At 72.0% G+C, this 12,084-nt stretch carries 9 protein-coding genes and 1 pseudogene; 4 read left to right on the top strand and 6 right to left on the bottom strand.

The features are described 5' to 3' along the window. Positions 1-498: 498 nt before the first annotated feature. Both ABZ484_RS28155 and ABZ484_RS28150 read right to left on the bottom strand, forming a co-directional pair. Positions 499-711 carry a hypothetical protein gene (locus ABZ484_RS28155; protein WP_358868728.1) on the bottom strand — a complete coding sequence of 71 codons (213 nt, stop codon included), beginning with the start codon at positions 709-711 and terminating at the stop codon, positions 499-501. Positions 712-815: 104 nt separating this feature from the next. Further along, complete coding sequence (locus ABZ484_RS28150; RefSeq protein ID WP_358868727.1) at positions 816-2,456, bottom strand: ABC-F family ATP-binding cassette domain-containing protein; 1,641 nt, start codon at positions 2,454-2,456, stop codon at positions 816-818. A gap of 121 nt (positions 2,457-2,577) precedes the next feature. On the opposite strand from ABZ484_RS28150, the gene ABZ484_RS28145 reads away from it, so the two are divergent. Beyond that, the gene (locus tag ABZ484_RS28145; RefSeq protein ID WP_358868726.1) at positions 2,578-3,552 is read left to right on the top strand and encodes an FAD-dependent oxidoreductase; all 975 of its coding nucleotides are present in this window, start codon (positions 2,578-2,580) and stop codon (positions 3,550-3,552) included. A gap of 188 nt (positions 3,553-3,740) precedes the next feature. Continuing rightward, entirely contained in the window at positions 3,741-5,234 is a 1,494-nt protein-coding gene (locus tag ABZ484_RS28140) for a M1 family metallopeptidase (RefSeq protein WP_358868725.1), read from the top strand. A gap of 96 nt (positions 5,235-5,330) precedes the next feature. On the opposite strand, the gene ABZ484_RS28135 is transcribed toward ABZ484_RS28140, so the two are convergent. Continuing rightward, the gene (locus tag ABZ484_RS28135) at positions 5,331-5,810 is read right to left on the bottom strand and encodes a macro domain-containing protein (protein WP_358868724.1); all 480 of its coding nucleotides are present in this window, start codon (positions 5,808-5,810) and stop codon (positions 5,331-5,333) included. Positions 5,811-5,852: 42 nt separating this feature from the next. Beyond that, entirely contained in the window at positions 5,853-7,319 is a 1,467-nt protein-coding gene (locus ABZ484_RS28130) for an amino acid permease (protein ID WP_358868723.1), read from the bottom strand. Between the two features lie 241 nt (positions 7,320-7,560). Here ABZ484_RS28130 and ABZ484_RS28125 point away from each other — a divergent pair, with 241 nt between their 5' ends. Next, entirely contained in the window at positions 7,561-8,364 is an 804-nt protein-coding gene (locus ABZ484_RS28125; protein WP_358868722.1) for a MerR family transcriptional regulator, read from the top strand. Between the two features lie 78 nt (positions 8,365-8,442). Here the strand turns inward: ABZ484_RS28125 and ABZ484_RS28120 are convergent, their stop codons facing one another. Together ABZ484_RS28120 and ABZ484_RS28115 are read right to left on the bottom strand one after the other, a co-directional pair. Beyond that, the gene (locus tag ABZ484_RS28120; protein WP_358868721.1) at positions 8,443-10,641 is read right to left on the bottom strand and encodes a 3-hydroxyacyl-CoA dehydrogenase NAD-binding domain-containing protein; all 2,199 of its coding nucleotides are present in this window, start codon (positions 10,639-10,641) and stop codon (positions 8,443-8,445) included. A 44-nt stretch (positions 10,642-10,685) separates the two neighbouring features. Then, the gene (locus tag ABZ484_RS28115; protein WP_358868720.1) at positions 10,686-11,900 is read right to left on the bottom strand and encodes an acetyl-CoA C-acetyltransferase; all 1,215 of its coding nucleotides are present in this window, start codon (positions 11,898-11,900) and stop codon (positions 10,686-10,688) included. A gap of 108 nt (positions 11,901-12,008) precedes the next feature. On the opposite strand from ABZ484_RS28115, the pseudogene ABZ484_RS28110 reads away from it, so the two are divergent. Further along, positions 12,009-12,084, top strand: a pseudogene (locus tag ABZ484_RS28110) (sigma-70 family RNA polymerase sigma factor); the annotation flags it as partial.

Genomic DNA, 12,084 nt, shown 5'->3' with positions numbered 1-12,084 from the left:
GGGAACCGCCACCGCCGGAGCCCGGTCCCTGAAACCGGCGCCGCCGGAGCCCGCCGCCTGAGCGAGCGGGTCCCAGCAGTAGGCGGCACCGGGCCGAACGCGCGGCCCGGTGCCGCCGCTGACGGCGGCCGAGAAGGGCCAGGAACCGGCACCGCCAGAGCCCGGTCCCTGAAACCGGCACCGCCGAGGCCCGCCGCGTGAGCGAGCGGGTCCCGGCGGCAGGCGGTACCGGGAGCCGTGCGCGCGGTCCGGACGGTACCGGCAGCTACGGCGGTCGATGCGGGCCGCAGGCCAGGCGGGCCGGGCCCGACGGTTCAGGCGCCGGGCTGGTGGAGGCCTTACGGGAGCGAGGCCGTCGCGACCGGCCCGCTCCCATCCCCCGTCCCGTCAGGCGCGTCCCGGCGGGGGGCGTCCCGCCGGGATCCGACCGGACGCCGGCGGTGGGAGACGCGCGCGTCGCGAGGCGCACGGCCGCCGCGGGCGCGTGCCCGCGGGGCGTTATCGAGGGTGCGGGCCCGGTGGTAGGGCCGAGTGGGGTCGCGGGGCCGCGTGGGCGGACGAGGGGCCCAACTGGAAGGCGCCCGACGGCTGCCCCGTACGCATCACCTCGTCGAGTTCCCGGCGTATGCTCGTGGCCGCGTCACGGACTCGTGCGGGCACGTCGCCGCGCTCGGCAACGAGTTGGTGGTAGATGGGGGCGTCTTGGAACATGGGCAACCAGGCCTTTCGGTCGGGAGTCTCGCTGCGCGAGGCAACGGTTGCCGAGTGTAAAGCCCCGCGTCCGACCGACTGATGGCACCCGGTGCCTCGAGCGGCTAACGTTCGGTCACCTTGCCGTCGGCGACCTCCAGATGACGGGTCGTCCGCACCGCCTGGAGCATGCGGCGGTCGTGGGTGACCAGCAGCAGTGTGCCCTCGTAGGAGTCCAGGGCCGACTCCAGCTGTTCGATGGCCGGCAGGTCGAGGTGGTTGGTGGGCTCGTCCAGGACCAGCAGGTTGACGCCCCTGCCCTGGAGGAGGGCGAGCGCGGCCCGGGTGCGCTCCCCCGGCGAGAGGGTCGCGGCGGGACGCAGCACATGATCGGACTTCAGGCCGAACTTGGCGAGCAGCGTGCGCACGTCCACCGGTTCGGCGTCCGGGACCGCCGCGCGGAAGGCGTCCAGCAGCGTCTCGGGGCCGAGGAAGAGGCGGCGGGCCTGGTCGACCTCACCGACCAGGACACCGGAGCCCAGGGCCGCGTGCCCCGCGTCCGGCGGGATCCGCCCCAGCAGGGCGGCCAGCAGCGTCGACTTCCCGGCGCCGTTCGCGCCGGTGACCGCCACCCGGTCCGCCCAGTCGATCTGGAGGGACACCGGGCCGAGGACGAAACCGCCGCGCCGTACCTCGGCGTCGCGCAGCGTGGCGACGACCGCGCCGGAGCGCGGGGCCGCCGCGATCTCCATGCGCAGCTCCCACTCCTTGCGGGGCTCCTCGACGACCTCCAGGCGTTCGATCATGCGCTGCGTCTGGCGGGCCTTGGCGGCCTGCTTCTCGCTGGCCTCGCTGCGGAACTTGCGGCCGATCTTGTCGTTGTCGTTGCCCGCCTTGCGCCGGGCGTTCTTCACGCCCTTGTCCATCCAGGCGCGCTGCATCTGCGCCCGGTCCTGGAGGGCCGTCTTCTTGTCGGCGTACTCCTCGTAGTCGTCGCGGGCGTGCCGGCGGGCCACCTCCCGCTCCTCCAGGTAGGCCGCGTAGCCGCCGCCGTAGAGGTTGATCTGCCGCTGTGCGAGGTCGAGTTCGAGGACCTTGGTGACGGTGCGGGTGAGGAACTCGCGGTCGTGGCTGACGACGACCGTGCCCGCGCGCAGCCCGCTCACGAAGCGTTCCAGCCGCTCCAGGCCGTCCAGGTCGAGGTCGTTGGTCGGCTCGTCGAGCAGGAAGACGTCGTAGCGGGAGAGCAGCAGGGACGCGAGACCCGCACGGGCCGCCTGGCCACCGGAGAGGGACGTCATGGGCTGGTCGAGGTCGACGGCCAGGCCGAGGGAGTCGGCGACCTCCTCGGCGCGCTCGTCGAGGTCGGCACCGCCGAGGCCGAGCCAGCGCTCCAGACTGCTCGCGTACCGGTCGTCCGCGCCGGGGACCTCGTCGACGAGCGCCTGGGTGGCCTCGTCCATCGCCCGCTGGGCCTCGGCCACTCCGGTGCGTCGGGCCAGGAAGCGGCGCACGGTCTCGCCCGGGCGGCGGTCCGGCTCCTGCGGCAGGTGGCCGACGGTCGCCGCCGGCGGGGAGAGCGTGAGCTCGCCCTGCTCGGGCGCATCCAGCCCGGCGAGCATCCTGAGCAGCGTGGACTTGCCCGCGCCGTTGGCACCGACCAGCCCGATCACGTCGCCGGGCGCGACGACGAGGTCGAGCCCGGAGAACAGGGTGCGATCACCGTGTCCGGCGGCGAGGTTCTTGGCGACGAGGGTGGCAGTCATCAGGTCGCCGATCCTAACGGGAGTGGCTGACGGGAGTGGCCGACGGGAGTGGCTGACGGGAGGTGGTGCCGGTGCGGGGCCGGTGTGCGGGCGGCATGGCGTGTTCCGCTACGGTCCCGGCATGGTTGGTGAACCGGGTGAACCGGGTGGACCGGGTGACGAGGTCGTGGTGGTCGGTGGCGGGGTCATCGGGCTGACCACCGCGGTCGTGCTGGCCGAGGGCGGCCGGCGGGTGCGGGTGTGGACGAGGGAGCCGGCCGAGCGGACGACCTCGGCCGTGGCGGGCGGACTGTGGTGGCCCTACCGGATCGAGCCGGACGCGCTCGTCGGGGAATGGGCGCTCGACTCGCTGGCGGTGTACGGGGACCTGGCCGCGCGTCCGGACGAGACGGGCGTGCGGATGGTCGAGGGGGTGCACGGCGAGACCCGGCTGGACTCACTCGGGGCATGGGCGGCGCGGGTGCCCGGGCTGCGGGTGGCGCATGCCGGGGAGTACCCGGGCACGGCGCTGTGGGCCCGGCTGCCGCTGATCGACATGTCGACTCATCTGCCGTGGCTGCGGGAGCGGCTGCTGGCGGCGGGCGGGGTGGTCGAGGAGCAAACGGTGACGGATCTGGCCGCGGTCGACGCCCCGGTGGTGGTGAACTGCACGGGCCTGGGCGCCCGCGATCTCGTGCCCGATCCCGGGGTGCGCCCGGTGCGCGGGCAGCTCGTGGTCGTGGAGAACCCGGGGATCACGACGTGGCTCACCTCCGTCGACCGGTCGTCGCAATCCTCGACGTACTTCATTCCGCAGCCGGGGGGACTGCTGCTCGGCGGTACGGCCGAGGAGGACGCCTGGTCGCTGACGCCCGACCCGGTGGTGGCCGAGCGGATCGTGGCGCGGTGCGCGGCGCTGCGGCCCGAGATCGCCGGGGCGCGGGTGCTGGAGCACCGGGTGGGGCTGCGTCCGGCGCGGCACGCGGTGCGGCTGGAGCGTGCGGAGCTGCCGGACGGCCGGGTGCTGGTGCACAACTACGGGCACGGCGGGGCCGGGGTCACCGTGGCATGGGGATGCGCGCGTGAGGCGGCCGCGCTGGCCCGGCCGGCGGCCTGAACGCGCGACGGCCCGGCCGGAGACCGGCCACGGTCATGCGAAGACCGGCGGGACCGATGCCGGATCTGGGCGGCACTCATGACGGCCGAATGGCGATCGTGTGACAGCGGTGGCCATGGACATGCCTGCGGTCACAGGGACTCAATAGGCTCCGAACAGCCTTCGTCCACCTATGACTTGGAGCTGACGTGCACCGCAGAATCCTCGTGCCGGGCGCACTGGCGGCGGCCTGCCTGTTGTCGGCGATCCCGGCATCGGCCGCGAGCTACTCCCCCGGCGCGCCGGGCATCGGCGACCCCTACTACCCGTACTACGGCAACGGCGGCTACGACGTTTCGCACTACGACCTGAGGCTCACCTACCAGCCCCAGACGGACGAGCTGGCGGGCACGGCGACCGTCTCGGCGCGGACCACGCAGGACCTGTCCAGCTTCGACCTGGACTTCCTGCTGGACGTGAGCGAGGTCCGGGTCAACGGCGCGCAGGCCGCCTTCACCACCTCCGGGCAGCACGAGCTGGTGGTCACGCCGAAGCACCCGCTGGCCAAGGGCACGCCGATCACGGTCGTGGTCCGCTACAGCGGGGTGCCGTCCACGAAGAGCGCGTACGGCTTCACGACCTGGCACCGCACCCCGGACGGCGCGGTCGCGGCGGACGAGCCCGAGGCCGCCTGGTGGTGGTTCCCGAGCAATGACCACCCCAGTGACAAGGCCACCTACGACGTGTCGGTGGCGGTCCCGGACGGCACGCAGGCGATCTCCAACGGCACGTTGCAGTCGACCAGCTCGCAGCGGGGCTGGACCCGCTACAACTGGCGCCAGAACAAGCCGCAGGCGACGTATCTGGCCACGCTCGCGCTCGGGAGGTTCGACATCACCACCGGCACCTCCGAGGGCGGCGTGCCGGTGATCAACGCCTACAGCAGGGACCTCGGCGACAACGACGGGGCGGCGCGGGCGAGCGTGGAGCGCACCGGGGAGATCGTCGACTGGCTGAGCGGCTATTTCGGGCCGTATCCGTTCAGCTCGGCGGGCGGCTATGTGCCGAACACGACGACCGGGTACGCGCTGGAGACGCAGACCCGCGTCTACTACAGCCCGAAGCAGTTCGCGAACGGATCCAACACCTCCGTGGTGGTGCACGAGCTGGCCCACCAGTGGTACGGCGACAGCGTGTCGCTCAAGGGCTGGAAGGACATCTGGATCAACGAGGGCTTCGCACGCTACGCGCAGTGGCTGTGGTCGGAGCACGAGGGCGAGGGCACGACGCAGGAGCTGGCGGACTACGTCTACGCCTCGCATCCGGCCGACGACGCCTTCTGGACGGTGAAGCCGGGTGATCCGGGTCCGGACGACCAGTTCGACGCGGCGGTCTACGACCGGGGCGCCCTCGCCATCCAGGCGTTGCGCGACGAGATCGGCGACGAGGCGTTCTTCGCCGTCCTGAAGGGCTGGCCGCAGCAGCACGCCTACGGCAACGCCTCCGTGGCCGACTTCCAGCGGTACGCGGAACAGGTCTCGGGCAAGCCCCTGGCCACGCTCTTCGACACCTGGCTCTTCCAGCCGCAGAAGCCGGCCGCCCCGGCGGCCCGCGCCGCGTCCCTCACCGCGACACCCGCGGCCGAGCGGCAGCCGAAGTCATGGCAGAAGATCGAGGCGACGAACGACGTGCACGGCAGGTGAGTGAGGGCCGGACCGCTCCCCGGTTCACACCGCCCGGAGCGGTCCGGTCCACTGGTGGGCCCCGGGCGGTCCGGCTCACGCCTCGGGCGGTCCGGTTCAGCCGTCGTGGTCGTACACCGTGACCGCGATCCCCCGCCGCACCAGCCGCTGCGCGACCAGCGGCTCGACCCGCTCCCAGCTGCCCCCGGCGAGCCCGCAGCCTATGCGCGGCATGTGTACGGAGGCCTCGAGCTCGACGGCCCGGTCCGCGAGCCGGTCCAGCGCCCTGTCGATCGCGTCGTACCGCACGGGCACGCCCTTGCTGCCTCTGCGTATCCCGCGCTGGCCGATCATGTTGGCCACCCAGACATACCGGTCGACGGGGACGACCTGGACGGAACCCAGGCCGAAGTCGTTGCTCGCGCGGTCGCGGTGCCAGGCCCGGTAGGCCGCCTCCGGCTCGGGCCAGCGCCGGGAGAGGGCCAGGACGAAGCCCTTGCCCCAGCCCCCGATGTCGTTGCAGACATGGGCGATCACCTTGACGCCCTTGACCGACGGCGCGGTGGCGTCACCTCGGATGTATGTGATCTCCGACATGACGCCACCGTACGGGCCGCCACTGACAGTGGCGGTGTGCCGCTACTTCGTGAGCCGGGACAGTTCCTGGTCCGTCTGCTGGTTGACCCGGCGGCGGACGCCGAACCAGCCGGCGACCAGCAGGAGGCCGATCACGGGGATGAGGAGGAGGGTCTTGCGGCCCACCTCGGGGTCGTTCCACATCAGGCCCAGGCAGGCCAGGAGGAAGGCGATCGTGGCGATCTCGGTGACCGGGCTGCCCGGGAGGCGGAAGTGCGGCCGGGTGGCCAGGCCCGCCTTGGCACGGCGGACGAAGATCAGGTGGCAGATCATGATGATCACCCAGGTGCTGACGATGCCGAGGGAGGCGACGTTCAGCACGATCTCGAAGGCCTGGCTGGGCATGAGGTAGTTCAGGCCGACGCCGAGCACGCAGATCGCGCAGGTCAGCAGGATGCCGCCGTAGGGGACCTGGTTGCGGCTCATCACCCGGGTGAACTTCGGCGCGGAACCCGCCACGGCCATGGAGCGCAGGATGCGGCCGGTGGAGTACAGGCCGGAGTTCAGCGACGACATGGCGGCGGTGAGGACCACGAGGTTCATCACGTCGCCCGCGCCCGAGACGCCGATCTTCGACAGCACCGTCACGAAGGGGCTCTCGTCGGCCGAGTACACCGAGCCGGGCAGCAGCAGGGCGAGCAGCACGACCGAGCCGACGTAGAACAGGCCCACGCGCCACATGATCGAGTTCACCGCGCGCGGGACGACCTTCTCCGGCTCGGCGGTCTCGCCCGCGGCGACACCGACCAGCTCCAGCGCGGCGTACGCGAAGATCACGCCCTGCATGACGATGACGACCGGCATCACGCCGTGCGGCAGGATCCCGCCGTGGTCGGTGATCACGCTCAGGCCGGGGGTCTGGCCGTCCACCGGGTGCTGCGTGGCCAGCAGGAAGATGCCGACCAGCATGAAGGCGACCAGGGTGGCCACCTTGACGATCGCGAACCAGAACTCCATCTCGCCGAAGATCTTCACCGAGATCAGGTTCACGGCGAGGACGACGGCGAGCGCGATCAGCGCCAGCACCCACTGCGGGACGGGTGTGAACAGGCTCCAGTAGTGCGTGTACAGCGCGATCGCGGTGATGTCGGCGATACCGGTCGTCGACCAGTTCAGGAAGTACATCCAGCCGGCGACGTAGGCGCCCTTCTCGCCGAGGAACTCGCGCGCGTACGACACGAAGGACCCGGAGGAGGGCCGGTACAGGACCAGCTCGCCCAGGGCCCGGACGACGAAGAACGCGAAGACACCGCACACGAGGTAGGCCAGCGCGAGCGCAGGTCCCGCGTTGTGGAGGCGGCCGCCGGCGCCCAGGAAGAGTCCGGTGCCGATCGCCCCGCCGATGGCGATCATGTTGACGTGGCGGTGCTTGAGGTCCTTGCTGTATCCGGCGTCGCCCGCGTCGGCGGGCATCGTGGTCGCCTGGGGGTGGTCGGCGACCCGGGCCGTGTGCACGGCGTCCTTGCTCAAGGGTGGTTCCACTCTCTGGTGCGCCGGGCGGGGTGCGCCCGGTCGTCCGTACAAGTCGCGGCCCGCACCACCCGTGACGCGGTACAGACCAGATTGGCAGCTTCCCAGGGAGATCGGCCGCCATGCGATGGCGTACGTCACAGAGCGGGACTTCTCACACGACCCACGCAGATCGGTCACCGTCGTGCGCGGATCGGTCATCGTCTTTCACACCGTTGGTGCGACAGCGATACTGCTGCACATGACGACGACGGACACCGACGAGCCGGCCCTCACGATCGACGAGCTGGCCGCGCGGGCCGGCGTCACGGTGCGCACGGTCCGCTTCTACAGCAGCCGCGGCCTGCTGCCGCCACCTGTGCTCGGTCCGCGGCGGGTGGGCCGCTACGGCGGGGACCACCTGGCGCGTCTGGCGCTGATCGAGGAGATGCAGCACCAGGGCATGACACTCGCCGCCATCGAGCGTCATCTGCGGCAGCTGCCGCCGGACCTCAGCCCGCACGACCTGGCCGTGCACCGCGCGGTCGTCGCCTCCTGGGCGCCGGAGAGCGTGGAGACGGTGTCCCGCCGCGAGCTCGGACGCCGGGCCGGACGGCCGCTGTCCGACGAGGACATGGAGCGGCTCGCGGCGATGAACGTGGTCGTACGGGAGCGGAAGGACGCGTTCCGCGTCGACGCGGGGCTGTTCCGGCTCGGGGTGGAGCTGCTGGACGTCCCGCTGTCCCAGGAGACGATCCTCGCCGCGCGCACGGCGCTGACCGACCACGCGCGCGCCGCCGCCCGCGAGCTGTCGGGGCTGCTGCGCGACGCGGTCGCCGAGCGTGGCACCCGGGATGTGAAGTCCCTGTCGGCCCATATGCACCCGTTGGTGGTGCAGGCCCTGCTGACCACGTTCCAGCGGTCGCTGAGGGAGGAACTGCGGGAGTGGGTGGGCTCTGCGGAGGCGGAGGCGGAGGCGGAGGCGGCGGCTGAGGCGGAGGCGGCGGCTGAGGCGGAGGCGGCGGCTGAGGCGGAGGCGGAGCCTGAGGCCGAGACGAGAACGTAGGCGGCGGCGAACGGCGCGGCGCGGGACGGAGCCCCTGAGGGCGCTTCCCGCGCCGCGCCGTCCGCCTGAGCGCGTGCCTCAGCTCGCGTCGGTGAAGGTCTCCCCCTTCTCCGCCTTGGCCACCAGCAGGGCGGGCGGGGTGAACCGCTCGCCGTAGCGCTCGGCGAGCTCCCGCGCGCGGGCCACGAACCCGGGCAGGCCGGCCCCTCCCCCGGCGCCGCCGTCGTAGCCGTTGATGTACTGCAGGACGCCGCCGGTCCAGCCGGGGAAGCCGATCCCGAAGATCGAGCCGATGTTGGCGTCGGCGACGGAGGTCAACACCCCCTCCTCCAGGAGCCTGACCGTGTCGAGCGCCTCGGCGAAGAGCATGCGCTCCTGCATGTCCCGGAACGGGATCTCGTGCCCCGGCTCGGTGAAGTGCTCGCGCAGGCCCGGCCAGAGCCCGACCCGCTTGCCGTCCTCGTCGTAGTCGTAGAAGCCCGCGCCGCCGCTGCGGCCGGTGCGCCCGAACTCGTCGATCATGCGGTCGATGACCGCCTCGGCCGGGTGCGCGGGCCAGGTGCCGCCCGCCTCCTCGACGGCGCGCTTCGACTCGTTGCGGATCTTGCGGGGCAGGGTGAGCGTCAGCTCGTCCATCAGCGAGAGCACCTTGGCCGGGTAGCCGGCCTGGGCCGCCGCCTGCTCCACCGACGCGGGCTCGATGCCCTCGCCGACCATCGCCACGCCCTCGTTGATGAAGTGGCCGATCACCCGGGAGGTGAAGAACCCGCGCGAGTCGTTGACGACGATCGGGGTCTTCTTGATCTGCCGGACCAGGTCGAAGGCGCGGGCCAGCGCCTCCTCGCCGGTGCGCTCGCCCTTGATGATCTCCACCAGCGGCATCTTGTCGACGGGCGAGAAGAAGTGCAGCCCGATGAAGTCGGTCTGGCGCTGGACGCCCTCGGCGAGCGCGGTGATGGGCAGGGTGGAGGTGTTGGAGCACAGCAGCGCGTCCGGCGCGACGACGGACTCGATCTCCTGGAACACCTTGTGCTTGAGGGCGGGGTCCTCGAAGACCGCCTCGATCACCGCGTCGCAGCCGGCGAGGTCGGCGAGGTCGGCGGTGGGCGTGATGCGGGCGAGCAGCGCGTCCGCCTTGTCCTGCGTCGTACGGCCCCTGGAGACGGCCTTGGCGCACAGCTTCTCGGAGTAGCCCTTGCCCCGGACGGCGGCCTCCAGGGACACGTCCTTCAGGACGACCTCCATGCCGCCGTGGGCGCACGCGTAGGCGATGCCCGCGCCCATCATCCCGGCGCCGAGGACGGCCACCTTGCGGACCTGGCAGGGCTCGACGCCCTGGGGGCGGTTGGCGCCGGAGTTGACGGCCTGGAGGTCGAAGAAGAACGCCTGGATCATGTTCTTCGAGGTCTGGCCGGCGGCCAGCTCCACGAAGTAGCGGGCCTCGATGACCTGGGCGGTCTCGAAGTCGACCTGGGCGCCCTCGACGGCGGCGGCCATGATGTTGCGCGGCGCCGGGTAGGGGGCGCCGTTCGTCTGCTTGCGCAGGTTCGCCGGGAAGGCGGGCAGGTTGGCGGCGAACTTGGGGTTCGCCGGGGTGCCGCCGGGGATCTTGTAGCCGGGCTTGTCCCAGGGCTGCTGCGACTCGGGGTGGGCGTCGATGAAGGCGCGGGCCTTGGCGAGCAGTTCGTCCGGGGTCTCGGCCACCTCGTGCACGAGGCCGTTCTCCTTGGCGCGCCGCGCGTTGTACTGGGTGCCCTGGAGGAGCACCTTCAGCAGGGCGTCGGTGATGCCGAGCAGCCGTACGGTACGGACCACTCCGCCGCCGCCGGGGAGCAGGCCCAGGGTCACCTCGGGGCAGCCGATCTTGGTGCCGGGGGTGTCGAGGGCGATCCGGTGGTGGCAGGCGAGGGCGAGTTCGAAGCCCCCGCCGAGGGCGGCGCCGTTGATGGCCGCGACGACGGGCTTGCCGAGGGTCTCGATGCGGCGCAGGTTCCGCTTGATGGCGAGACCGCCGTCGAACAGGTCCTGGGCGGTCTCGGGCGTGACCCGGATCAGGTCGCGCAGGTCACCGCCGGCGAAGAACGTCTTCTTGGCGGAGGTGAGGATGACGCCGCGGATCGAATCCTTCTCGGCCTCCAGCCGGTCGGTGACCGTGGCGAGGGACTCGCGGAACGCCTGGTTCATGGTGTTCGCGGACTGGTGGGGGTCGTCGAGGACGAGGGTGACGACGCCGGTGTCGTCCTGTTCCCAGCGGATGGTGGTGGGCTCAGTGCTCATGGAAGGTGCTCCGTGATGGTCCGTGGTGATCCGTTGGGAGGGGGTCAGACGCGCTCGACGATCGTGGCGATGCCCATGCCGCCGCCCACGCAGAGGGTGGCGAGGCCGTAGCGCTTGTCCTGGCGCTCGAGTTCGTCGACGAGGGTGCCGAGGATCATCGCGCCGGTGGCGCCGAGCGGGTGGCCCATGGCGATGGCGCCGCCGTTGACGTTCACCTTGTCCAGGGAGAGGCCCATGTCCTTCACGAAGCGCAGCACGACCGCGGCGAAGGCCTCGTTGATCTCGACGAGGTCGATGTCGTCGATGGTCAGGCCGGCCTTGGCGAGCGCCTTGCGGGTGGCGGGGGCGGGCCCGGTGAGCATGATGGTGGGCTCGGAGCCGGAGACGGCGGCGGAGATGATCCGCGCGCGCGGGGTGAGGCCGTAGCGCTCGCCGACCTCCTTGGAGCCGATGGCGGTGAGGGAGGCGCCGTCCACGATGCCGGAGGAGTTGCCCGCGTGGTGGACGTGGTCGATCTTCTCGACCCAGTGGTACTTCTGGAGGGCGACGGCGTCGAAGCCGCCCAGGTCGCCGATGTCCGCGAAGGACGGCTTCAGCTTGGCGAGGGAGTCGGCGGTGGTGCCGGGGCGCAGGTGCTCGTCGTGGTCGAGGACGACGAGGCCGTTGCGGTCCCTGACGGGGACGACGGAGCGGTCGAAGCGGCCCTCCTTCCAGGCCGTGGCCGCGCGCTCCTGGGACAGGGCGGCGTACTCGTCGACGTCGCGCCGGGTGAAGCCCTCGATGGTGGCGATCAGGTCGGCGCCGATGCCCTGGGGCACGAAGTTGACGGCGAGGTTGGTCATCGGGTCGTTGAACCAGGCGCCGCCGTCGGAGGCCATCGGCACCCGGGACATCGACTCGACGCCGCCGGCGAGGACCAGGTCCTCCCAGCCGGAACGCACCTTGGCGGCGGCCAGGTTGACGGCCTCCAGGCCCGAGGCGCAGAAGCGGTTCTCCTGCACGCCGGCCACCGTGTCGGGCAGTCCGGCGGCGACGGCGGCGATGCGCGCGATGTCGGAGCCCTGGTCGCCCACGGGGCCGACGACGCCGAGGACGATGTCGTCGACGGCGGCCGGGTCCAGTCCGGGGAAGCGGTCGCGGATCTCGTGGATGAGGCCGACGACCAGGTCGATGGGCTTCGTGCCGTGCAGGGAGCCGCCTGCCTTGCCGCGTCCGCGCGGGGTGCGGATCGCGTCGTACACGTACGCTTCGGTGGTCACGGGCAAGCCTTTCAGCGAGGGTTCTCGGTGCGGTGAGGTCGGGGGCCGGACCCGACAGGGCCCAGGGCCGGCAGGTCCCAGTCGCGGGCCACGTCCGCACCGGCCCCGATCCACGCGCTCGTCCAGTCCGCCGTCGACGGGGACGCGTCGGCCTGGAAGGCGCTGGTGGAGGGGCTCAGCCCAC

The organism is Streptomyces sp. NPDC006393, from assembly GCF_040628575.1.
GTDB lineage: Bacteria > Actinomycetota > Actinomycetes > Streptomycetales > Streptomycetaceae > Streptomyces.
Note: the sequence above shows the minus strand (reverse complement) of the source record. Positions and strands in the feature narration are given on the sequence as shown.

Bases quoted from the DNA above. Each gene is read 5' to 3' on its own strand.
- ABZ484_RS28155 (WP_358868728.1), bottom strand. From the start codon at position 711: ATGTTCCAAGACGCCCCCATCTACCACCAACTCGTTGCCGAGCGCGGC.
- ABZ484_RS28145 (WP_358868726.1), top strand. From the start codon at position 2,578: ATGGTTGGTGAACCGGGTGAACCGGGTGGACCGGGTGACGAGGTCGTG.
- ABZ484_RS28150 (WP_358868727.1), bottom strand. From the start codon at position 2,456: ATGACTGCCACCCTCGTCGCCAAGAACCTCGCCGCCGGACACGGTGAT.
- ABZ484_RS28120 (WP_358868721.1), bottom strand. From the start codon at position 10,641: ATGAGCACTGAGCCCACCACCATCCGCTGGGAACAGGACGACACCGGC.
- ABZ484_RS28125 (WP_358868722.1), top strand. From the start codon at position 7,561: ATGACGACGACGGACACCGACGAGCCGGCCCTCACGATCGACGAGCTG.
- ABZ484_RS28135 (WP_358868724.1), bottom strand. From the start codon at position 5,810: ATGTCGGAGATCACATACATCCGAGGTGACGCCACCGCGCCGTCGGTC.